Raw genomic sequence first — 21,193 nt, forward strand, 5'->3', positions numbered from 1 at the left:
CTGTGCAGGCCAAAACCTCCACTGGGAACTGCAACCATGACAATAAGATCGCTACCCGCCCTCTCGCCGCTGAGCCTTGCCGTGCAGGCTTTCCTGCTGGTCGGCAGCCTGTCCTTGAGTGCGGCGAGCTTCGCCGCTGCCGAACCTGCAAAGCAGACGCGCAACGTCACCTGGGAAGACATTGCCAACGACCACCTGACCACCAAGGACGTGCTGCAATACGGCATGGGCACCAACGCCCAGCGCTGGAGCCCCCTGGCCCAGGTCAACGACAAGAACGTGTTCAAGCTCACCCCGGCCTGGTCGTACTCGTTCGGTGACGAGAAGCAGCGCGGCCAGGAGTCCCAGGCCATCGTCAACGACGGCGTGGTGTATGTCACCGGCTCCTACTCCCGGGTGTTCGCCCTCGACGCCAAGACCGGCAAGCGCCTGTGGACCTACAACCACCGCCTGCCCGACAACATTCGCCCGTGCTGTGACGTGGTCAACCGCGGGGCGGCGATTTTTGGCGACAAGATCTACTTCGGCACCCTCGATGCGCGCCTGATCGCCCTCGATAAAAACACCGGCAAAGTGGTGTGGAACAAGAAATTCGGCGACCACGCCGCCGGCTACACCATGACCGGCGCCCCGGTGCTGATCAAAGACAAGGTCACCGGCAAGGTCCTGCTGATCCACGGCAGCTCCGGCGATGAATTCGGCGTGGTCGGCCAGTTGTTTGCCCGCGACCCGGACACCGGCGAAGAAGTGTGGATGCGCCCGTTCGTCGAAGGCCACATGGGCCGCCTGAATGGCAAGGACAGCACCACCACCGGCGATGTGAAAGCACCGTCCTGGCCAGATGATCCGACCACCGAAACCGGCAAGGTCGAAGCCTGGAGCCACGGCGGCGGTGCCCCTTGGCAGAGCGCCAGTTTCGATGCCGAGACCAACACCATCATCGTCGGCGCCGGCAACCCCGGCCCGTGGAACACCTGGGCGCGTACTTCCAAGGATGGCAACCCTCACGACTTCGACAGCCTCTATACCTCAGGCCAAGTGGGTGTCGACCCAAGCACCGGCGAAGTGAAGTGGTTCTACCAGCACACGCCAAACGATGCCTGGGACTTCTCCGGCAACAACGAGCTGGTACTGTTCGACTACAAGGACAAGGACGGCAAAGTGGTCAAGGCCACCGGCCACGCTGACCGCAACGGCTTCTTCTACGTGGTGGACCGTAACAACGGCAAGCTGCAGAACGCCTTCCCGTTCGTCGACAACATCACCTGGGCCAGTCATATCGACCTGAAGACCGGCCGCCCCGTGGAAAACGAAGGCCAGCGTCCGGCCAAGCCGCTGCCGGGTGAAACCAAGGGCAAGCCGGTGGAAGTCTCGCCGCCGTTCCTCGGTGGCAAGAACTGGAACCCCATGGCCTACAGCCAGGACACCGGCCTGTTCTACATCCCCGGCAACCAGTGGAAAGAGGAATACTGGACCGAAGAGGTCAACTACAAGAAGGGTTCGGCGTACCTGGGCATGGGCTTCCGTATCAAGCGCATGTATGACGACCACGTCGGCACCCTGCGCGCGATGAACCCGACCACCGGCAAGGTGGTGTGGGAGCACAAGGAGGCCCTGCCATTGTGGGCCGGCGTGCTGGCGACCAAGGGCAACCTGGTGTTCACCGGCACCGGCGACGGTTTCTTCAAAGCCTTCGACGCAAAAACCGGCAAGGAGCTGTGGAAGTTCCAGACCGGCAGCGGCATCGTCTCCCCACCGATCACCTGGGAACAGGATGGCGAGCAATACATCGGCGTGACCGTTGGCTACGGCGGCGCGGTGCCGTTGTGGGGCGGCGACATGGCCGAGCTGACCAAACCGGTGGCACAGGGCGGGTCGTTCTGGGTGTTCAAAATCCCGAGTTGGGATAACAAAACCGCGCAAAAATAACCCCCCGTTGATGATCGTTCCCACGCTCTGCGTGGGAATGCCTCCCAGGGCGCACCGCGCCCCAACGGTCACCACGAGGTCCCTGCCATGAACTACCTGCCCCTGCTACTCCTGCTTTCCCTCCCTCTGGCCTACGCCGACGACGGCGACGATCAACCCCTGGTCATCAACGGCTGCACCCTCGCCCCCCACAGCCAATGCCCCGGCGCCAACCTCAAGGGCGCCAACCTGCGCAACCAGGACTTGAGCAAAATGAACCTGGCCGGGGCCGATCTGCGCGAGGCCGACCTGCGCCACGCGAACCTCGACCTGGCCAACCTGGAAAAAGCCCAACTGCAAGGCGCCAACCTGACCCGCGCCAGCCTGCAGCAAGCCAACCTGCGCCTGGCAGATTTCAGCGGGGCCACTTTGATGGCCGTGCAAGGCTGGGGCATGTTTGCCCAGGGCGCGCAATTTGAAAACGCCAACCTCAGCGCGGCTTACCTGCAATTTGCGCGGTTGTCGGGGGCCAAGCTGCACAAGGCCAACCTGCGTGCAGCAGACCTGGAAATGACTTGGATGAGCAAAGCCGACCTGCAAGGTGCGGACCTGAGCGACGCCAACCTGCAAGAGGCCAAGTTCGGTGAAAGCAACCTGGAACAGGCCACCCTCACCGGCAGCCGCCAGCACTATGCAAACTTCCAGGACGCGAATATGGAGGGCTGCAAGGACTGCCCCACCACCTGGGACCGTTAACTTTTGCAGGAGCGGGCTTGCCGGCTCCCGCAGAGGAGCGACTTATCCCGCCGCCCGCACCACGCCCATATCAATCCCCACATGCACCAGCTCCGCATGGGAGCTGACCTGCAATTTGCTCTTGAGCAAGGTCAGGTGATTGGACACGGTCTTGCTGCTGATACTCAGTTGATCGGCAATGGCCCGGGTGGGTGTGCCTTTGGCCAGCATCAGGAAAATTTCCAGCTCACGGGCCGTCATGCCCTGCAGGCGATGATCGACCGGGTGGTAGGCCAGCTCGGTGGCCAGGGCCTGTTCGATATAGGTGTGGCCGTCGAGAATGCGCTGCACCGCTTCATTCATCACCGCAGGCGTCGCGCCCTTGGTGATATAGCCCGACGCACCGGCCTCCAGGGCCTGGCGTACCAGGGGCAGCTCCTGATGCTGGCTGAAAAACAGCACGCGCAATTGCGGCAGGCGCTGGCGCAGGCGGCGGGTGGTCTCCAGGCCACTGATGCCCGGCAGGCCAAAACCGGTGATCACCAGGTTCGGCACCGCCTCCTGCACCCGCGCCAGCGCCTCCTCGCCAGTGCCCGCCTCGCGCACTTCCACGCCCGGTAGCAGCGCCCGCAATAGGCTGCTGTAACCCAGGCGCACCACGGCGTGCTTGTCTACCAACAGGATATTCATGAGGAATGCGCCGGCGTCACCAACAACGGCGCCGGTCGCGGGCCGTGGAGCTTGTCCACGCCGATCAGGCTGACAATCAGCAAAAACGGCAAGAGCAGCGCCTTGAGAATTCGCATGATCGTACAACTCCTGAGGATGACCGGTACTTTCATGCTAGAGCCCTCAAGCGCCGGCTGATTTACTACTTTGGTACTGGTTTTGCTGTCTATCGTCGCATTCCCAAGGCAGCGCGACTGGCATGTAATAGGCGCATAACTATAAGGATCGTACCTGCCATGCTGCCCGCCCGACTGACTCTGGCTGCCGTGCTGTCGCTGACCCCGCTGCTGGCTGCTGCCCAGCCGCCAACCGCGCTGTTTTCCCGCGACGGCTACCGCATCAACCTCTATCGCAGCCCCACCCCCGAACACCTGCCGGGCGCGACCATCGTCGATACCCAGGCCCTGCAAACCCTGCTGGCGCAACAGCCGCGCCCGGTGCTGATCGACGTCTACCGCCGGCAATGGCTGCACGGCCAGTTCATCGAAGACCAGCCCCACGCCAACCTGCCCGGCAGCCACTGGCTGGCCAATACCGGCGATGGCGAGCTGACGCCCGAGTGGCAGAGCTACTTTGCCCGCCACCTGTACACCTACACCGACGGTCACCTTGCCCACCCCTTAGTGTTCTACTGCCGCGCCGATTGCTGGTTGAGTTGGAACGCGGTAAAACGGGCCAAAGCCTTGGGCTATAACACTGTGTATTGGTATCGCGATGGCCTGGACGCGTGGGAAGCCGCCAAGCTGCCCGTCGCCGCGGCACACCCTGAGCCCTTTGAGCTTGCCCCCTGAAACATCACAATAAAAAGGTGAACGGCCATGTATAAAATTCTGATTGCCGACGATCACCCGCTGTTTCGCGAAGCGATCCATAACGTCATCAGCGACGGTTTTGCCGGCAGCGAAGTGATGGAAACTGCCGACCTGGACAGCGCCCTGGCCCTGACCCAGGAGCACGACGACCTCGACCTGATCCTGCTGGACCTGAACATGCCCGGCATGCACGGCCTCAACGGCCTGATCAACCTGCGCAACGAAGCGCCGACCATACCGGTGGTGATCGTCTCGGCCGAACAGGACAAGCAGATCGTGCTGCAAGCCATCACCTATGGCGCGGTGGGCTTTATCACTAAATCCTCGCCACGGGCGCAGATGACCGAAGCGATCCAGCAGATCCTCAATGGCAACGTGTACCTGCCGCCCGACATCATCCGCACCCAGAAAAACCCCGGCCAGCGGCGCATGCACGACAACCCGGCCTTCGCCCCGGAACTGCTGCAGGCCCTTACACGCAAGCAGTTGCTGGTGTTGGAGCGGATGACCAAGGGCGAGTCGAACAAGCAGATTGCCTACACCCTGGAAATTGCCGAGACCACGGTGAAGGCCCATGTGTCGGCGATTCTGCGCAAGTTGAACGTACATAACCGGGTGCAGGCGATCCTTAGCGCTGGAGATATCGACTTCGGCTCCTACCTGCGGCGCTGATTTTCCTTACAACTGAGCTCCCACAGGGGTACGCGTACGATTCAAAGATCAGGTCGGCTTTAAGGCCGCCTCGCTTTGCTTTTGATCTTGATCTTGATCTGAGGCGCCCCGTTAAACCACGCTGGCCGTCATCCGATTTTGATTTGGGGGGTAACCCGGCAGGACGCCGGGTTAGCCGCGCTGGGCCATGGATGGCCCATCGCGGCGGCCCCCCAAATCAATGTCGGATGACGGGCATGCCGAGCCTAGGCGAGGCACCGAGTGGTGGGGCAAGAGCGCTTTGGTTACTTTCGCGCTCTTTGTACGGACCGGACACATGGTTGACGGGTGTGCGGGGACATGGTGGACACTTTTGGCGAGCCAACTTCGCCGGAAAGCCATCATGCCCTGGGACACGAGAGATACCATGAGCCTGAAAGAAGAGTTCATTGCCTTAGCACGGCAACCCGGCAGCAATAAACGAGAGCTGTGTCGACGGTTCGGCATCAGTCCGCAAACGGCCTATAAGTGGTTGAAACGCTATGAAATGCAGGGGCAGTCTGGACTGCAAGAGAAGTCCCGAAAACCTGCGACTAGCCCAAAGCTAACCGCGCCAGCTCTGGAAGCGGAAGTCATAGCGCTTAGGCGAGCACATCCCGCTTGGGGCGGACGTACAATCAGCAGCCTTTTGAAAAAGCAGATTGCTCCTAGCACTGTCACCAATGTTCTGCACCGATGCGGGCTGATTCAGCCTGTTCAGAAGGAACAAGAAGCAAAGCTGAGATTTGAACACGATGCACCTAACGATCTTTGGCAGATGGATTTCAAAGGGCACTTCCCGACGCAAGAAGGCCGATGCCATCCGCTGACGTTGCTGGACGATCACTCACGATTCAATTTGGCGATTCAAGCTTGTGATAACGAGCGTGGAATCACAGTGAAGGAAAAGATGATCGAGGTATTCCAGCGCTTTGGTTTACCGGCTCGCATCAACGTTGACAATGGGCCGCCATGGGGCTCGCCACGCAACCCTGGGGAAATCACAGAATTAAGTATCTGGTTGATTCGCTTGGGGATCAGGATCAGCTTCAGTCGTCCTTATCACCCTCAAACCAATGGAAAGATTGAGCGCTTCCATCGTTCACTCAAAGCCGAGGTGCTTGATGGGCGTCAATTCTCCACGATCAAGGATGCTCAAACAGCGTTTGATCAATGGCGTGAGGTCTATAACTTAAAACGCCCTCACCAAGCACTGGACTACAAGGTGCCTATGGACCGGTATCGAGCAAGCCCCTGGGCTTATCCGCAGCAGCTATCGGAGTTTGAATATGGGCCGGATGATGTGCTGGCCAAGGTTTATCACAGCCGATTTCGCTTTCAGAAACGTTACTTCAGCATTGCCAAGGGGCTGGTTGGGCAGCACATCGCAGTTCGGCCTAACCCTGAAAGTGACGGGCTCTTTGACGTCTACTTCTGCCACCATTTCCTACGAACGATCGACGTGAGCAAACCGGACTATGGTTCATAATGTGTCAACTATGTCCCCGCACATGTGTCCACTATGTGTCCGGTCCGTACACGCTCTTCGAAAGTGACCCGCCGTAAGGGCGGAACCAATAGCAGCCGTGCCCCCAGCAATGGATATGTACACAAACCCAAGAAGCACTAGAGAAAAGACCTGTGTAGATACCTACGCCACGATAACGGTGTGTCATTCAGCATTTATTTGCCTGACCCACCGCTATCGCGGGCAAGCCCGCTCCCACATTTTGATCGAGGGCATGTCAGGGACGGCCCAAGAGGTGGCTCATGGCAGTCTTGAGTTTCATCGGCCGCACCGGCTTGTGCATCAGGGTATGCCCCAGCTCGCGGATTTGCAGTTTCAGTTCGTTGCTGTAATTGGCGGTGATCATCATCGCCGGAATGGCACTGGCCCGCCGCGCATTGATCCTGGCCACCGCGTCCACGCCGTTCTGTTCGTCATCCAGGTGGTAATCAGCAATCAGCAAGTCCGCCTGGGCATGGTAGTTGTCCACCTGGCGTGCCAGGTCCTGTTCGGACAAGGCGGTAATCACCTGGCAGCCCCAGCCTTCGAGCAAGGTACGCATACCGGCACAGATCGCCGCGTCGTTATCCAGCACCCACACCCGGGCGCCCTGCAAACGCTCCAGCATCGGCTCACTCATCACCGGCATAGGCAAGACCCTGGGTGCGGTGCTGCTCAACGGCACCTCCACACTGAACATCGAGCCCCGTCCCGGCCAGGAGCGCACGCTGATCCGGTGCCCGAGGATCCGCGCGATTTTTTCCACAATCGCCAACCCCAGGCCCAACCCACGATCCTGGTCCGGGCGTTGCACATCGCCGCGCTTGAACTCCTGGAAAATCTCCTCCAGGCGCTCCTCGGCGATGCCCATGCCGGTGTCCCAGACCTGGATCGACAACCGCTGATGCTCACGCCGACAACCCAGCACCACGCGCCCGCCGTAGGTGTAGCGGATGGCATTGCTCAACAGGTTGCGCAAGATTCTGGCGAGCAACTGTATATCGCTGCGCACCAGGGCCGAGCAGCCAATAAAGTGCAGCTGCAAGCCTTCGCTGCGCGCCACTTGGGTGTATTCGGCGGCGAGGTTGTCCAGCAGTTCGCTCAAGGCAAACGGTGCGATATCGGCCTTGATCACCCCGGCATCGAGCTTGGAAATATCCACCAGGGTGCCCAGCAGGTTTTCCACGTCTTCCAGGGAATTGCTGACGTTGCGCACCAGGGTTTCGTTGGCCACCGGGTCACGCCGCTCCAGCAAGGCCCCGGTAAACAAGCGGGCGGCATTCAGCGGTTGCAGCAGGTCATGGCTGACCGCCGCCAGAAACTTGGTTTTCGACAGGTTGGCCTGCTCGGCTTCCAGCTTGGCTTCGCGCAGGCGCGACTCCACGCGGCGGCGCTCGTCGATTTCCTGCAGCAGTTGGTCGTTGAGCGAAGTCAGTTCGGCGGTGCGCTCGCGCACCCGCAGTTCCAGGTTCTGATAAGCCTGGTGCAGGGCCTCGGCGGTGCGCCGGCGTTCGGTGATGTCGCGGATCAGCACAAAGATCCCCACCACCTCGCCACTGGCCAGGCGGTTGGGCACATAGGAACGCAGCATGTAGCGCTCCTGATGGTTGATATTGGTTTCGGCGAACTCGAAGGTCACGCTCTCCCCCGCCAGCGCCTGCGCCACGTAGGCCTCCAGGCGCTGGTAATGCTGTTCGCTGTGGGCCTGGCGCAGGCTTTTGCCGAGCATCGCGCCCTGCGCCCAGCAATACCATTGCTCGTAGACCTTGTTGGTGAACTCGTAGACCAGATCGGCATTGAGGTAGGCAATCAACGCCGGCACATGGTCGGTGATCAGGCGGATCCAGCGTTCGCTTTCCTGGGATTTCTGCGCAACGGCCTGTTCACGGCGCAGGGTTTCCGCCAGTTTGACGTCAGTGATGTCGGTAAACAGAATCACCCGCCCACCGTCCTGGGTCGGCCGCTCACTGACTTGCAGCCAACGGCCGTTATCCAGACGGTAAAACAGGGTTTCATCAGCGTGCCCGTGGGCCTCTTCGGTGAACAGGCCGTTGACCGTCATCAGCCGTTTGACCTCACGCAGGCCCATGCCCGCGACAATCTGCACCGGGCTGTTGCTCCAGAACCCCTGGAAGCGGCTGTTGAACAACACAATATGTTGGTGCTGGTCGAACAGCACAAAGGCATCGGAAATGCTCTCGATGGCATCAATCAAATGCTGGTGGGCGGTTTCCGCGCGCAGCCGTGCATCGCGCAGCAGATGGTTGCTGGCCTTGAGTTCGGCCATCGCCTGGTTGAGGGCGTCGGTACGTTCGCGCACCTGCTCGGCCAGCACCACCGAATGCTGGAACGCCGCATAAGGGTCGTTGCCACGGGTCGCGCCGGACTCGACGCGCTCGATCAGCGCGGCGTTGATCCGCGCCAGCTTGCGATTGTCCTGCTGCAGGGCGCGGATCTGCGCGTGCAGTTCAGCGCTGTCCAGAGCTTCGACCACGGGCAATGGCGACCCCGGTAAAGGTCTGGTTGATGTGCATGCCATTGAACTGTTCTCCGTAGGTGTTGAACCCCATCACCCGTTGCTCACGCAAAAAGGCGCCGATCGGCTCCAGGGTGCCGTGCTCTTCCAGCTCCAGGCGCCGCAGGAAACAGTCGCAGCCGATGGTCAGCAGCAGGTCGCCTAGACGCGCTTGCAGGCCGTCGAACAGGGTCTGCAGGTTGGGCAGGATCGGCCCCGGGGTCATGGCGGTGAGGACGATGCCGTTTTCCACCGCGCAGTAGAAACTCAGGCTCAAGTCATCGTGGACCTGCTGGATCGCCCGCACGTAGTACTGCTCGTTGATACGCACCGCCAACGGATGGGCGGCGAAGATCCGGTGATCCAACTGTGCAACGGCCACGCCGATATGCCGTGCGTACTCCTCGGCGGCAGGTTCGGCATTCAACTCAAAGACCCGCCGCGACGCGCTGTCCGCCCCTGTCACCACCAGTTTGTGTGCCAAGGGCAGGATGTGGTGGGTGGTGAACACCTCGAAGTCCAGCCAGGTATTGACCAGCACCACGACAGCCGCGCCGCTGTGGAAGGCGCCGTCGAAATACACGTGGGTGTGGGTCAGGTGGTTGTCATCGCCAGCCGAACCGCCGAAATGCGGGATATCGCCGAGCGCTGCGCTCAGGGCGGCGAGGACCATTTCTTCGCGGCTGGACAGGCCGTCGAGCAGGGTCAAGGCAAAGCTGTTGCCCTTGATCGGGGCCAGGGTGTTGCTGCGACAGCCACCCACCAGGCGTTCGACCATTTGTTGCGCGTCGATCAGGCTGAAGTGCTCGACCTGGTCGATCAGTTCGGTGGCAATGGAAAAGTGCGCATGGTCAAACCCCACCGCCGTTACGCAATTGCGCCCGTAACCCTGGGGCGTGATCTCGCCGGCGCTGGTGCAACCCACCACGCGGACACCACCGAAACTGTGTTGCAGGGCCTGGCCGAGGGCCTGCAGGTCATAGGTGGCAGAGCAGAAGAACAGCACGAACCCCAGGTACGGGTGCAACAACTGGCACGCCAGCTCATCGGCCACCTGCTGCGCATCGCTGGCCTGGGACATGGCTGTGACTACGCCTTCGCTGTGCACCTGTTGCATGGTCATCTCCCCGTTGAAGCTCAAGTGTACGAACGCACGGGGTGGCGACCTATGCTACTTGGGTACTGGGTCGGGGCTTCGATGGGATGAGAGCCACTGAGCAACAGATGAATCTCTGTGGGGACTGGCTTTGTGTAGGAGCTGGCTTGCCTGCGATTGCATCACCGCGGTGTAACTGATCCACCGAGTCGCAAGCATCGCAGGCAAGCTGGCTCCCACACGTTTGACCGTGTTCCAGGTCATTACCAGGTCAGCACCGCGCCTACGGCAAAGGTATCGGTGTCTTCATTCTGCGCACTGGTGTCGTGGCCGTTGATCTCGAACTGGTTGTACTCGGCCACCAGCTTCAGGTTGTCGTTGATGTCATGGAACAGGGCAATGCCCCGGGTTTCGTAGTCGGCGCCGCTGCCGACCACGCCGTTGCCGTCGTCCTTGGTCTTGCCGTAGGACAGCGCCAGGCGGTTCTTGCCCAGTTTGTAGGAGCCCTGCAGCAGGTAGCCATTGCTGTCGACATTACGCAAGGTGGCCTCCCCGGCGTTGTTGGTGAAGAACGGGTTGATGCCCTTGGCCTGGAAGCCGGAGCCGGTGAGCGACAAGCCGCCCATCTTCGCCTGCACCCCATACCCCAGGCCCTTGGAGGTCACCGATTCGACGCTGGAGTCGGTGTTGTCCGAGGTCTGGTAGCTGCCGTTGAGCCAGCTGTAGATCTTCGCCCCGCCCACGTCGAACTGGTAGGTGATCTCGCTCTCGGTACGTGGGTTTTTCTGGTAGGCCTTGCCCAGCGGGCTGCTGTCGTTGGTGTCGACCGGGTCCATGATGCCCACGGCCACCCGCAGGCCGTCCATTACCGGGGTGCGGTAGGTGATTTGCGAGGTGGGGAACGGGTATGGGTAGCCACTGCCGATATTGCCGAACGATACTCCGCCGCCGTCCACCAGGCCCAGGCTGTCGCTGACCTGGCCATAGCCGGCGAGCAGTTCGTCGAGCAGGATGTTGGAACGGGCGAACAGGCCGAAGTCCTTGCCGATCAGCACTTCACCCCACTCGGGGTTGGCCACGGTGCCGTAGAACTGGCGCACGTCGATGGCGGTGTCGGTGCCGTTGGTTTCACTGTCGTTGATGGTCACCCAGAACGAGGCACGGGCGCCGAGCTTGAGGTCATCGACCTGCTTGCCCATGTTGAAGCCCAGGTAGTTGGGCAAAAAGCCCATTTTTACCCGCGACTGGCGCCGGTCGTATTGCTCGCCGGCACGGTCCACATCGCTGTTGACGTAAAAGGCGTTGACGTAGCCATCGGTGGAGAAGGTGGTTTGGTCCTTGTCGTACAGCACGATCTCGGCCTGGGCCACCGAGCTCAAACCGAGGCTGGCGATAAAGGCTGGCAACAAACGACGGGGGAAGTTCTTATTGTTATGCATGGCGCGCTCCGCGACGGGGGTCTGGGTGTCGGAGGCGATTATCGAAAGCCAGGCAGCGCGGTTAAACGCTGCCTTGGAGGGAAATGCGCGGTGCTTTGGAGGGCGCCGAGGGCCCGCCACTTAAGGCTTACACCGGTAGGCGCGGGGTTGGGGTCAAAGGGCGTTGAACAACATCCCGCCTGCCACCACGATACACAGGCTGGCAAAGCCGATTTGCAAGGCCCGCGCCGGAATCAGCGAGCCCAGGCGCCGGCCGATGAGCATGCCGACGATGCTGGCACCGATAAACACCCAGCCGAGGGTGTCGATCACCACCCCGGCATGGAACGCGCCGACCACACCAATCAGCGAAATCAGGCTGATCACCATCAGCGAGGTGGCGACAATCCCGCGCATCTGCACATCGGTCAGTTGCTTGAACGCCGGCACGATCAGAAAACCGCCGCCCACCCCCAGCAGGCCCGATACCGCACCGGTCACCGCACCGAGGGCGGCCAGGGTCGCGGTGCATTTGGCGGTCCAGGAAAACCGCCCGGTCTGCTGATCGAGCATGCAGTTCTTCTGCCCCCAGGACGCGGCGCCATGGTCGCTGGGGCCGGCCTCGAGCTTTTCGCGCCGCAACATGCGCCACGCCACCAGCACCATCAGCGCGCTGAACAGGCCCATCAGGATCTTGTCCGGCAACTGATGGGCGAAGAACACCCCCAGCGGCGAAAACAGGGCGCCAAGCAAGGCAATCAGCAACGCCGCGCGATACCGCACCAGGCCATGGCGCAAGCCATCAATCGCCCCCACCGCCGCCGCCGCCCCCACGGCGAACAATGACACCGGGGCCGCTTGGGTCATGGTCAAGCCCAGCCCCAGCACCAACGCCGGCACCCCCAGGATCCCGCCCCCGGCCCCGGTCAGGCCCATCACCAGCCCCATGAACACGCCAAAAAAACTTGCCAGCAGCATAGGGTTCTCTCACTCCACCTTGGCCAGACGGGTCAGCCATTCGCGGCCCTTGAGCATGCCGTTCCAGTAGAACCACGGCAGCAGCGTCGCCTTCAAAAACCACGTCGAGCGCCGCGCCACCGTCGGGTCGAGGGGAAAGGTCGGCAGCAGCCGGCCGCCATAACCGAACTCGGCCAGCACCACCTTGCCCTTCTCCACCGTCAACGGGCAGGAGCCATAACCGTCGTACTTGAGCGGCAATGGCGCCTGTCTGCGCAGGGCCAGCAAGTTCTCGGCGACCACCACGATTTGCTTGCGCACCGCCGCCGCCGTCTTGGCATTGCTGGTGGAGCACACATCGCCCAGGGCGAAGATGTGCGGGTAACGCACCTGTTGCAGGCTGTGGGGGTCGACCTCGCACCAGCCAGCGGCGTCGGCCAGTGGGCTGTGGCGGATAAAGTCCGGGGCCACTTGCGGCGGGACGACGTGCAGCATGTCGAAGGATTTTTCTTCGACGCTGACATTGCCTTCGGCGTCCTTGACCTCGAACCAGGCCTTGCGCGCCGGGCCATCGACCTTGATCAGGTTGGAGTTGAAGGCCAACTGCACGCCATATTTCTCGACATAGTTCATCAACGGCGGCACAAAGGTTGCCACGCCAAACAGCGCGGCGCCGGCCAGGTTGAATTCGACGTCGATGGTGTTCAGGTCACCTTGCTTGAGCCAATGATCGCAAGACAGGTACATGGCCTTTTGCGGCGCCCCTGCGCATTTGATCGGCATGGCCGGCTGGGTAAAGATCGCCTTGCCACCCTTGAGCTGCTGCACCAGTTGCCAGGTGTAGGGCGCGTGCTGGTAGCTGTAGTTGGAGGTAACGCCGTTGTGGCCCAGGGTCTGCTCCAGGCCTTGGATTTTCTCCCAGGCCAGGCGCAGGCCGGGGCAGACGATGAGGTTATTCCAGGTCACACGCTGGCCGCTGTCGAGCACCAGGGCCTGCTCGTCGGGCAGCAACTGACTGACCGCCGCCTGCACCCAGGTCACGCCGTCGGGCAATACCTGGGCCATGGGGCGCATGGTCTTGCGGATGTCATGGGCGCCGCCGCCCACCAGGGTCCAGGCGGGTTGGTAGTAATGCTCGGCGCTGGGTTCAATCAGGATGATATTGAGCTGCGGGTCGCGCTTGAGCAGGCTGGCCAGCAGGCCGATGCCTGCCGAGCCGCCGCCGATGACCACGATGTCGCCACTGATGGTCGGTCCCCAGTGTTGGTCGTTCATAGTCCTGGCCTTTCTTATTTCAACAATGCACACAAGGGTCGTTGCCGTATGGCGTCACGCCCAGCTTTTTATCACCGCCCCGCAGTACAGCCCGGAGAGGGTTTTCATCACTTGAATCACTTCGTGGCTGGCCAACCCGTAAAAGATGTACTTGCCTTCACGACGGGTCGCCACCAGCCCTTCGTCGCGCAGGATCCCCAGTTGCTGGGACAACGTCGGCTGGCGCACGCCGGTCATGGTTTCCAGCTCACCCACATTGCGCTCGCCCTGGGTCAACTGGCAGAGGATCAGTAGCCGGTCCTCATTGGCCAGGGCCTTGAGCAAGGTACAGGCCTTGGACGCAGACGCACGCAACTGGGCGACTTCACCTTCACTCAGACTGGATTCCATTTGCTTCGGTCCTTTCTCTCACTTAAGCTCAAAACATTATGTTTAAACATAAAGTGAATATCACGCCTTTTTTTAGCCATCAGGGACAACCGTCATGCCTGCGCTGATTCAACCCTTCCTGGACGAGGCCTCGTCGACCTGGACCTACATCGTCTATGAAGCGGACGGTGGACCCTGTGCCATTGTCGACTCGGTGCTCAACTACGACCCCGCGTCCGGACGCACCGACACGCGCCAGGCCGACCGCGTCGTGGCGTTCGTCCAGGCCCATGGCTTGCAGGTGCAATGGCTGCTGGAAACCCACGCCCACGCCGACCACCTGTCCGCCGCGCCGTACCTGCGCCGTGTCTTGGGCGGCAAAATCGCCATTGGCCAGTCCATCAGCCAGGTGCAGGGCGTGTTCAAGCACCTGTTCAACCTGGAGCCGGCGTTTCGCGTTGACGGTTCGCAGTTCGACCATCTGTTCGCCCCCGACGAGGTGTTCCACATCGGCAACCTCAAGGCCCAGGCCCTGCACGTGCCCGGCCATACCCCGGCAGACATGGCCTACCTGATCGACGACCAGTTGATCCTGGTGGGCGACACCCTGTTCATGCCCGACGTGGGCACCGCCCGCTGTGACTTCCCTGGCGGCGATGCGCGCCAGTTGTATGCCTCGATGCGCAAGTTGCTGGCCTTCCCCGGCGACACCCGGCTGTACGTGTGCCATGACTATCCACCCGAGGGCCGCGAGGCCAAATGCCTGACCAGCGTGGCTGAACAGCGAGCGAGCAATATCCATGTGCATGACGGGGTGGATGAAGCGGCATTTGTGCAAATGCGCACCACCCGTGATGCCGGGCTGGGCATGCCGACGCTGTTGCTGCCGGCGATCCAGGTGAATGTACGAGCGGGGAATATGCCGCCGGCGGAAGACAATGGCGTGGTGTACCTGAAAATCCCGATCAACCAGCTGTGACACGGCACATCGGGCTCAACTGAAGTAAGAGCCCTTGGGCTTGGGCAAGCCTGACCAAAGCTCGTCGACATGCTTGAAGCCCCAGTCCTCGATGCTCTCGCGAGCGACAATCTTGTCGCGCTGCTCGGCCAGGTTCACCACCACCTGGATAATGGGCAAGCGGGAGCGCGCCGAAAAGAACACTTTGACCCGTGGCGTGAGCAACGACTTCTGGCTTTGCTCAATCACCACACCGATACGCCCGCTCTCCAGGCGCACCAAGGCGCCCACCGGGTAAATCCCCATGCACCGGACAAACGCCTGGAACACCCGCTCATCGAAATGGCCTTTCCACTCGGCCATTTTCTGAATGGCATCGGCCGGCCCCCAGCCTTGTTTATAAGGCCGCTCTGAGGTCACCGCATCGTACACATCACACACAGCGCCCATGTGTGCAAACAAGCTGATCTGATCCTGGAGCAGGCCGTGGGGATAACCCTCGCCGTTGCACTTTTCATGGTGATGCAAGCACACATCCAATACCAGGGCGCTGATATGCGGGCTGTTGCGCAACATGTTCACCCCCTCCTGGGGATGGCTGCGCACAATCTCGAACTCCGCCTCAGTCAGCTTGCCGGCCTTGCTTAAAATGCCCTCCGGGATGGCCATTTTCCCCACGTCATGGAACAACCCTGCCAGCCCTGCCTCCTGGACCAATGCCGGCGACAGCCCCAACTGCCTGGCCAACGCGATCATCAAGCCACTGACCGCGACCGAATGCATGTAGGTGTATTCATCGGCCCGCTTCAACCGGGCCAGGCTGATCAAGGCATGGGGGTGGCGCAAAATCGACTGGGAAATTTCATCCACCAGGCTAACCACGCGAGTAGGGTCGATCGCGCCCCCCATGCGCAAGTCACTGAACATTTCGACGACGGCACTCTTGGCCCGCGCGCACACCTTGACGGCACGCGCCACCTCGACCTTCATATCAACACGCGGGGGCACCGCAGATTGCGCCAGTGCAGCGACCGTTGAGGTAACAGCTGGCGAACGCGGCAGCTCGTCCGGCAGCACGTCGTCCCCCTTCTCGGTATCAATCCAGAGGCTCTGCACCTGTGACTGACGCAAACGCTGCAGGTCTTGCAGACGGGTCAGCAAAAAACTGCTTTTCCAAAAACCATGGTCAGTCCAGGCGCCGTTGAGCTTGTGGACGTACATACCCAACCTGACTTGCGAAGTAGGAATGCATTTCAACATAGGCATTACCTCACAGTTCAAGATCAAACAACCTGCCCGACTCGGCTCAGTTCACCGAGAACCTCGAAACAATCTGTTTGAGATCAATCGCCAGCTTCGACAGTTCATTACTGGCGATCGAGGTTTGACTGGCGGCCGACGAGCTCTGGATAGACAGGTCACGAATGCTGATGAGGTTCTGGTCGACAGAGCGTGCGACATGGGCCTGCTCTTCCGACGCGGTGGCGATCAGCAGGTTTCGCTCGTTGATATCCTCGATCGCATGGGTGATTTGAGTAATGGCCGCACCCGCTTCATGGGCGATCTTCAACGAATCCACGGCTTCAGTTCGGTTCAGCCCCATCGAGAGCACCGCCTCACTGGAACAGCTCTGGATCTTCGCGATCATCTGCTCGATTTCCTGGGTCGAGGTCTGCGTTCTATGGGCCAACGCCCTGACCTCGTCGGCCACCACCGCAAAGCCGCGCCCCTGCTCGCCGGCCCGGGCCGCTTCGATGGCCGCATTCAGGGCCAGCAGGTTGGTTTGCTCGGCAATGGAGCGGATGACTTCCACCACCCTTGCAATGTCCTGGGCCTGTTTGGCCAGCCCCTCTACTTCGACCCCGGTTTGCTGGACGGTGGCGCTCAATTTTTCAATCGATGCGATGGTCTGGGTCACCCGCTCCTGGCCGACTTTTGCCGAGCGTTGGGAGTCCTGTGTCGACTGGGAGGCCGACACCGCATTACGCGCCACTTCTTCTACCGCGGCAGTCATCTCATTGACCGCCGTGGCGGCCTGATCGGTCTCCATACTTTGTCGTTCAATACCGGCACTGGACTCCTTGGTGATCGAACTCATCTCTTCAGCAGCCGATGCCAGTTGGCCGGATGCTTCGGATATATGCTGCAAAGTACTTTTCAAACTCATCTGCATGGCTGCAGTGGACTGTTGCAGGTCGGTCAGTTCGTCCTTGCCGCTGATCTGGATGGCGACACGCAAGTCTCCCTGGGCAATCTTCGCCGTCGCGGCCAACAGTTCGCCAACCGGCGTGATGATACTTTTGGTGAACAGTCGGGCGACCACAATGGTCAACAGCACCGACGCCACCATCAGGATCAATGTGAACAATCGGGCAGCATCATATTCATGGGCCGCAGTGGCCACTGCGGCCTGCCCACCCGTTTCGTTGATAGCCAACAATTCCCCAATCATGGACTGCAGCTTAACGGCCAGAGGGCTGGTGTAATCTCTAAAAAACACACTCAAGTCAGCAGCCGAATGTGAACTGTCCATGGCCAGCAACTCATCAACTTTCAGGTTATAGGCCTGTATATCCCGTATGACTTGATCATATTTATTCTTTTCTTCGGGACTGGATACAAACGAAGCATACTCATTGGTTACTTTAACCAGCGCACTACTCGCCTCTTTAACAGCAGCGACCGAAGTTGAACTTAGCCGATTAGCATCCAGTGCAAACCTGCGCAACTCCAAGCGAAGTTTCAATAACGTACTTTCCATCTTTCCAGCCTGACGAATGCTGGGTAGCCAGTTAGTTTCTATTTGCACAGTGGACGAATAGACTTTGTCAACTTTCACCAGGGTCATCGCGCCTTGTATTAAAAGCAACAGGCACACCACGCCAAAACACAGGGTGGTACGGGAGTTCAATCTTATGGATCTCATTGACATGGCAATTCCCCTAGGCTTACTGGCTCAAGGACTTTTACAGCCTCGATGGCATCAGTGTGTGGAGCGTTCTGTGAAAAAAATGTAGGCCTATCGTTGTTTTATGGAGCCGACAAACAAAAAATCACGCAAACCACTACTTAGCTAACTACTCATATAAGTCAAGTAGACCAAGAATACGCCGCGACGATAACAGACGGGCGAGCACCCTTAGAGCCTTAAATAGCCAGATGGACTAGTTTCTCATTCTCTATGACTCGCTCTTCCGAATAAGACATGAGCTTAGCAGATACCTTACTGCCCATAAGGACAAGCGTTTTTTATAATAATGGCTTGCTCACCAGACACTTCCAGATGATCGCTATCAGTCACATCGCCTCGTATGAATAGAAACAATTGCGTATTACCGACGTTACGAGAGGAAGATCTATACACCACATTCTGCTGCCTCCCCCACGGATACTCCAGGAACCCACATTCTATGGAGCATCTGAAACATGGACATCCGACGTAACCACCGCGACCTGACCGGGGAGCAGAAACGAGCCTTTGTCACCGCCATTCTGCGGCTCAAGAACGACGTTCCAAGTGTCCTGCGCCCCGGCCTGCAGAGCCGCTATGACGATTTCGTGCAGGTCCATCGCAACTCTATGGGCGGGCCCAACCCACTGGTCCCCAACCCCCACCAAAGCCCGCTGTTCTATCCCTGGCACCGGATCCTGATTCGGCAGTTCGAACTGGCGCTCAAAACCGCCGCAAATGATCCGTCTATCACCCTGCCCTATTGGGATTGGCAGCTAGAGGGTCGCAGCAACCCCTTCACCGCCGATTTCATGGGGGGCAACGGCGACAACATGCAAAACCAACGTGTCACCACCGGCCCATTTTCCGTGTTCAACGGCGCATTCGAACTCAAGGTGTGGGACGACAATTCGGGTGATCAGGGTCTGCGTCGCGACCTGGGGGCAAATCCCGAGCAGCCCTTGCCAGGCCCCCTGGAAGTGATTTCAACGTTAGCGCGCACCCCGTACTGGCAAGTCCCCGTGGCTGAAGCCTCCGGAGGTTGGGAAAATGTCAGTGAAGACCGATTGCACAACAGGGTTCATGCCTGGATCGGCGGCGATATGACCACCGCCTCCTCTTCCAATGACCCGCTGTTTTTCCTGCACCATTGCCATCTGGACTTTCTATGGGAGCAGTGGCGCCAGCAGCATCCGATCAGCGAGCCGTTCCAGCCCAGGGCTGACGCCCCCAACGGCGTGCTGGACTCAAGCCTGGTGTTCAACCCGCCAAACGAACCGGCACCCTGGCCAGAGCGCTGGACCGTCAGGCAGACCCTGGACCTTGAGCAACTTGACTACCGTTATGAATAAGTCAGCTGCCTAGGTTCAAACCATTGGCCGGCAGCGGCAGCGCGGTCTTGTAGCGCACCTGCTTGAGTGCAAAGCTCGAGCGGATGTTCGCCACACCCGGCACCTTGGTCAGAAAATCCATCATAAAGCGCTCCAGCGACTGGATGGTCGGCACCAGCACCCGGATCAGGTAGTCCGGGTCGCCGGCCATCAGGTAGCACTCCATCACCTCCGGCCGGTCGGAAATCGCCCCCTCGAATTGCTGCAGGGCTTCCTCGTTCTGCTTTTCCAGGCTGACGTGGATAAACACATTGACGTGCAGCCCCAGCAAATCGGCGTCCAGCAGCGTGACCTGGTCACGGATCAAGCCCAATTCTTCCATCGCCTTGACCCGGTTGAAACACGGTGTGGGCGACAGGTTGACCGAACGTGCGAGGTCGGCGTTGGTGATGCGGGCATTCTCCTGAAGGCTGTTGAGAATCCCGATATCAATACGGTCCAGCTTGCGCATGAGACAAAACCACCTGTTTATTATGTTTATGCAGATTTTTTATCCTCAAATGATCTCAGGCGCAACCAAACAGAGATAAATATTCTCCACGCCCCGGCCTATGATTGTTGTAGGACAAGATTTCTCCTACCCGGGGACTGACTGTCAGCTAAGCGCGCCCACTACAAGAAATTCACAAGATCGAGCGTAGAAAGCCATGACCCAGCAATACGAACCGCTGCGCCTGCACGTTCCCGAGCCTTCTGGCCGTCCAGGTTGCAAGACCGACTTTACCTACCTGCATCTGACCGATGCGGGTACGGTGCGCAAACCCGCAATTGACGTAGAAGCCGCCGACACCGCCGACCTGGCCAAGGGCCTGATCCGCGTGCTCGACGACCAGGGCCAGGCCCTGGGCCCATGGGCCGAAGGTGTCCCGGTAGACATTTTGCGCCGCGGCATGCGTGCCATGCTCAAGACGCGGATCTTCGACAACCGCATGGTGGTCGCCCAGCGTCAGAAAAAGATGTCGTTCTATATGCAAAGCCTTGGCGAAGAAGCCATCGGCAGCGCCCAGGCCCTGGCCTTGAACATCGACGACATGTGCTTCCCCACCTACCGCCAGCAAAGCATCCTGATGGCCCGTGAAGTGCCACTGGTAGACCTGATCTGCCAACTGCTGTCCAACGAGCGCGATCCGCTCAAGGGCCGCCAGTTGCCGATCATGTACTCGGTAAAAGACTTCGGTTTCTTCTCCATTTCCGGCAACCTCGCCACCCAGTTCGTACAGGGCGTGGGCTGGGGCATGGCCTCGGCGATCAAGGGCGATACCAAGATTGCCTCGGCATGGATCGGCGATGGTGCCACCGCCGAATCGGACTTCCACACCGCCCTGACCTTCGCCCACGTGTACCGCGCGCCGGTGATTCTCAACGTGGTCAACAACCAGTGGGCGATCTCCACCTTCCAGGCCATCGCCGGTGGTGAAGCCACCACCTTCGCCGGACGCGGCGTGGGTTGTGGCATCGCCTCCCTGCGGGTGGACGGCAACGACTTTATCGCGGTGTACGCCGCCTCTGCCTGGGCCGCCGAACGCGCACGCCGCAACCTCGGCCCGACCCTGATCGAATGGGTCACCTACCGCGCCGGCCCGCACTCCACCTCCGATGACCCCTCCAAGTACCGGCCTGCCGACGACTGGAGCCACTTCCCGCTGGGCGACCCGATTGCCCGCCTCAAGCAGCACCTGATCAAGATTGGCCAGTGGTCCGAAGAGGAACACGCCACGGTCAGTGCGCAGCTGGAGGCCGAAGTGCTCAGCGCGCAGAAAGAAGCCGAACAGTACGGCACCCTGGCCGGTGGCCAGATTCCAAGCGCCGCGAGCATGTTCGAAGACGTTTATAAAGAGATGCCGGAGCACTTGAAGCGCCAGCGTCAAGAGTTGGGGATCTGA

At 60.2% G+C, this 21,193-nt stretch carries 18 protein-coding genes; 8 read left to right on the plus strand and 10 right to left on the minus strand.

Going from position 1 to position 21,193, the window contains the following annotated elements:
* Nucleotides 1-36: 36 nt before the first annotated feature.
* Nucleotides 37-1,929: a quinoprotein ethanol dehydrogenase gene (gene exaA / locus HU773_RS16975; protein ID WP_057439406.1), complete on the plus strand. Its 1,893-nt coding sequence runs from the start codon at nt 37-39 to the stop codon at nt 1,927-1,929.
* A gap of 87 nt (nt 1,930-2,016) precedes the next feature.
* Nucleotides 2,017-2,664, plus strand: coding sequence for a pentapeptide repeat-containing protein (locus HU773_RS16980; protein WP_120733525.1), 648 nt, complete (start codon nt 2,017-2,019; stop codon nt 2,662-2,664).
* A gap of 42 nt (nt 2,665-2,706) precedes the next feature.
* Here the strand turns inward: HU773_RS16980 and HU773_RS16985 are convergent, their stop codons facing one another.
* On the minus strand, nt 2,707-3,333 hold the full coding sequence (locus tag HU773_RS16985; protein ID WP_057439407.1) for a response regulator: 627 nt from the start codon (nt 3,331-3,333) through the stop codon (nt 2,707-2,709).
* A gap of 275 nt (nt 3,334-3,608) precedes the next feature.
* Between HU773_RS16985 and HU773_RS16990 the strand changes: the two genes are divergently transcribed.
* The 3 genes from HU773_RS16990 to HU773_RS17000 all read left to right on the plus strand — a co-directional run bounded on the left by HU773_RS16990 (nt 3,609) and on the right by HU773_RS17000 (nt 6,363).
* On the plus strand, nt 3,609-4,163 hold the full coding sequence (locus HU773_RS16990) for a PQQ-dependent catabolism-associated CXXCW motif protein (RefSeq protein ID WP_057960077.1): 555 nt from the start codon (nt 3,609-3,611) through the stop codon (nt 4,161-4,163).
* 27 nt (nt 4,164-4,190) lie between these two features.
* Nucleotides 4,191-4,856: a response regulator transcription factor gene (locus HU773_RS16995; protein WP_029296512.1), complete on the plus strand. Its 666-nt coding sequence runs from the start codon at nt 4,191-4,193 to the stop codon at nt 4,854-4,856.
* Between the two features lie 382 nt (nt 4,857-5,238).
* Nucleotides 5,239-6,363 carry an IS481 family transposase gene (locus HU773_RS17000; RefSeq protein ID WP_057961168.1) on the plus strand — a complete coding sequence of 375 codons (1,125 nt, stop codon included), beginning with the start codon at nt 5,239-5,241 and terminating at the stop codon, nt 6,361-6,363.
* Between the two features lie 256 nt (nt 6,364-6,619).
* On the opposite strand, the gene HU773_RS17005 is transcribed toward HU773_RS17000, so the two are convergent.
* From HU773_RS17005 to HU773_RS17030, 6 genes are all read right to left on the minus strand, one after another.
* A complete protein-coding gene (locus HU773_RS17005; protein WP_120733526.1) occupies nt 6,620-8,920 on the minus strand; it encodes a hybrid sensor histidine kinase/response regulator in 2,301 nt (766 codons plus the stop codon).
* Nucleotides 8,850-10,013 (minus strand): nitric oxide-sensing protein NosP, encoded by a 1,164-nt coding sequence (gene nosP / locus HU773_RS17010; RefSeq protein ID WP_057960094.1) that lies wholly within the window; start codon nt 10,011-10,013, stop codon nt 8,850-8,852. Before nosP ends, HU773_RS17005 begins: the two co-directional genes overlap by 71 nt.
* A 242-nt stretch (nt 10,014-10,255) precedes the next feature.
* Complete coding sequence (locus HU773_RS17015; RefSeq protein WP_115128524.1) at nt 10,256-11,431, minus strand: porin; 1,176 nt, start codon at nt 11,429-11,431, stop codon at nt 10,256-10,258.
* A gap of 153 nt (nt 11,432-11,584) precedes the next feature.
* A complete protein-coding gene (locus tag HU773_RS17020; RefSeq protein WP_057439411.1) occupies nt 11,585-12,388 on the minus strand; it encodes a sulfite exporter TauE/SafE family protein in 804 nt (267 codons plus the stop codon).
* A gap of 9 nt (nt 12,389-12,397) precedes the next feature.
* Nucleotides 12,398-13,642: an NAD(P)/FAD-dependent oxidoreductase gene (locus HU773_RS17025; protein WP_186626271.1), complete on the minus strand. Its 1,245-nt coding sequence runs from the start codon at nt 13,640-13,642 to the stop codon at nt 12,398-12,400.
* 54 nt (nt 13,643-13,696) lie between these two features.
* The gene (locus HU773_RS17030) at nt 13,697-14,032 is read right to left on the minus strand and encodes an ArsR/SmtB family transcription factor (protein WP_032860171.1); all 336 of its coding nucleotides are present in this window, start codon (nt 14,030-14,032) and stop codon (nt 13,697-13,699) included.
* 94 nt (nt 14,033-14,126) lie between these two features.
* Between HU773_RS17030 and HU773_RS17035 the strand changes: the two genes are divergently transcribed.
* Complete coding sequence (locus HU773_RS17035) at nt 14,127-14,990, plus strand: MBL fold metallo-hydrolase (RefSeq protein ID WP_186626270.1); 864 nt, start codon at nt 14,127-14,129, stop codon at nt 14,988-14,990.
* Nucleotides 14,991-15,005: 15 nt separating this feature from the next.
* Here the strand turns inward: HU773_RS17035 and HU773_RS17040 are convergent, their stop codons facing one another.
* Nucleotides 15,006-16,229 (minus strand): HD-GYP domain-containing protein, encoded by a 1,224-nt coding sequence (locus HU773_RS17040; RefSeq protein ID WP_120733529.1) that lies wholly within the window; start codon nt 16,227-16,229, stop codon nt 15,006-15,008.
* Nucleotides 16,230-16,275: 46 nt separating this feature from the next.
* Entirely contained in the window at nt 16,276-17,901 is a 1,626-nt protein-coding gene (locus tag HU773_RS17045; protein ID WP_186626269.1) for a methyl-accepting chemotaxis protein, read from the minus strand.
* A 494-nt stretch (nt 17,902-18,395) separates the two neighbouring features.
* Here HU773_RS17045 and HU773_RS17050 point away from each other — a divergent pair, with 494 nt between their 5' ends.
* On the plus strand, nt 18,396-19,271 hold the full coding sequence (locus HU773_RS17050) for a tyrosinase family protein (RefSeq protein ID WP_186626268.1): 876 nt from the start codon (nt 18,396-18,398) through the stop codon (nt 19,269-19,271).
* Nucleotide 19,272: 1 nt separating this feature from the next.
* On the opposite strand, the gene bkdR is transcribed toward HU773_RS17050, so the two are convergent.
* Nucleotides 19,273-19,761, minus strand: a complete 489-nt coding sequence (gene bkdR, locus HU773_RS17055; protein ID WP_057439415.1) for a Bkd operon transcriptional regulator BkdR — start codon at nt 19,759-19,761, stop codon at nt 19,273-19,275.
* Between the two features lie 196 nt (nt 19,762-19,957).
* Here bkdR and HU773_RS17060 point away from each other — a divergent pair, with 196 nt between their 5' ends.
* Nucleotides 19,958-21,193: a 3-methyl-2-oxobutanoate dehydrogenase (2-methylpropanoyl-transferring) subunit alpha gene (locus tag HU773_RS17060; RefSeq protein WP_057439416.1), complete on the plus strand. Its 1,236-nt coding sequence runs from the start codon at nt 19,958-19,960 to the stop codon at nt 21,191-21,193.

Source organism: Pseudomonas shahriarae (assembly GCF_014268455.2).
Taxonomy (GTDB): domain Bacteria; phylum Pseudomonadota; class Gammaproteobacteria; order Pseudomonadales; family Pseudomonadaceae; genus Aquipseudomonas; species Aquipseudomonas shahriarae.

What these genes read in the sequence shown, in the direction of transcription:
- exaA (WP_057439406.1), top strand. Translation starts at nt 37, where the DNA reads ATGACAATAAGATCGCTACCCGCCCTCTCGCCGCTGAGCCTTGCCGTG.
- HU773_RS16980 (WP_120733525.1), top strand. Translation starts at nt 2,017, where the DNA reads ATGAACTACCTGCCCCTGCTACTCCTGCTTTCCCTCCCTCTGGCCTAC.
- HU773_RS16985 (WP_057439407.1), bottom strand. Translation starts at nt 3,333, where the DNA reads ATGAATATCCTGTTGGTAGACAAGCACGCCGTGGTGCGCCTGGGTTAC.
- HU773_RS16990 (WP_057960077.1), top strand. Translation starts at nt 3,609, where the DNA reads ATGCTGCCCGCCCGACTGACTCTGGCTGCCGTGCTGTCGCTGACCCCG.
- HU773_RS16995 (WP_029296512.1), top strand. Translation starts at nt 4,191, where the DNA reads ATGTATAAAATTCTGATTGCCGACGATCACCCGCTGTTTCGCGAAGCG.
- HU773_RS17000 (WP_057961168.1), top strand. Translation starts at nt 5,239, where the DNA reads ATGCCCTGGGACACGAGAGATACCATGAGCCTGAAAGAAGAGTTCATT.
- HU773_RS17005 (WP_120733526.1), bottom strand. Translation starts at nt 8,920, where the DNA reads ATGGCATGCACATCAACCAGACCTTTACCGGGGTCGCCATTGCCCGTG.
- nosP (WP_057960094.1), bottom strand. Translation starts at nt 10,013, where the DNA reads ATGCAACAGGTGCACAGCGAAGGCGTAGTCACAGCCATGTCCCAGGCC.
- HU773_RS17015 (WP_115128524.1), bottom strand. Translation starts at nt 11,431, where the DNA reads ATGCATAACAATAAGAACTTCCCCCGTCGTTTGTTGCCAGCCTTTATC.
- HU773_RS17020 (WP_057439411.1), bottom strand. Translation starts at nt 12,388, where the DNA reads ATGCTGCTGGCAAGTTTTTTTGGCGTGTTCATGGGGCTGGTGATGGGC.
- HU773_RS17025 (WP_186626271.1), bottom strand. Translation starts at nt 13,642, where the DNA reads ATGAACGACCAACACTGGGGACCGACCATCAGTGGCGACATCGTGGTC.
- HU773_RS17030 (WP_032860171.1), bottom strand. Translation starts at nt 14,032, where the DNA reads ATGGAATCCAGTCTGAGTGAAGGTGAAGTCGCCCAGTTGCGTGCGTCT.
- HU773_RS17035 (WP_186626270.1), top strand. Translation starts at nt 14,127, where the DNA reads ATGCCTGCGCTGATTCAACCCTTCCTGGACGAGGCCTCGTCGACCTGG.
- HU773_RS17040 (WP_120733529.1), bottom strand. Translation starts at nt 16,229, where the DNA reads ATGTTGAAATGCATTCCTACTTCGCAAGTCAGGTTGGGTATGTACGTC.
- HU773_RS17045 (WP_186626269.1), bottom strand. Translation starts at nt 17,901, where the DNA reads ATGTCAATGAGATCCATAAGATTGAACTCCCGTACCACCCTGTGTTTT.
- HU773_RS17050 (WP_186626268.1), top strand. Translation starts at nt 18,396, where the DNA reads ATGGACATCCGACGTAACCACCGCGACCTGACCGGGGAGCAGAAACGA.
- bkdR (WP_057439415.1), bottom strand. Translation starts at nt 19,761, where the DNA reads ATGCGCAAGCTGGACCGTATTGATATCGGGATTCTCAACAGCCTTCAG.
- HU773_RS17060 (WP_057439416.1), top strand. Translation starts at nt 19,958, where the DNA reads ATGACCCAGCAATACGAACCGCTGCGCCTGCACGTTCCCGAGCCTTCT.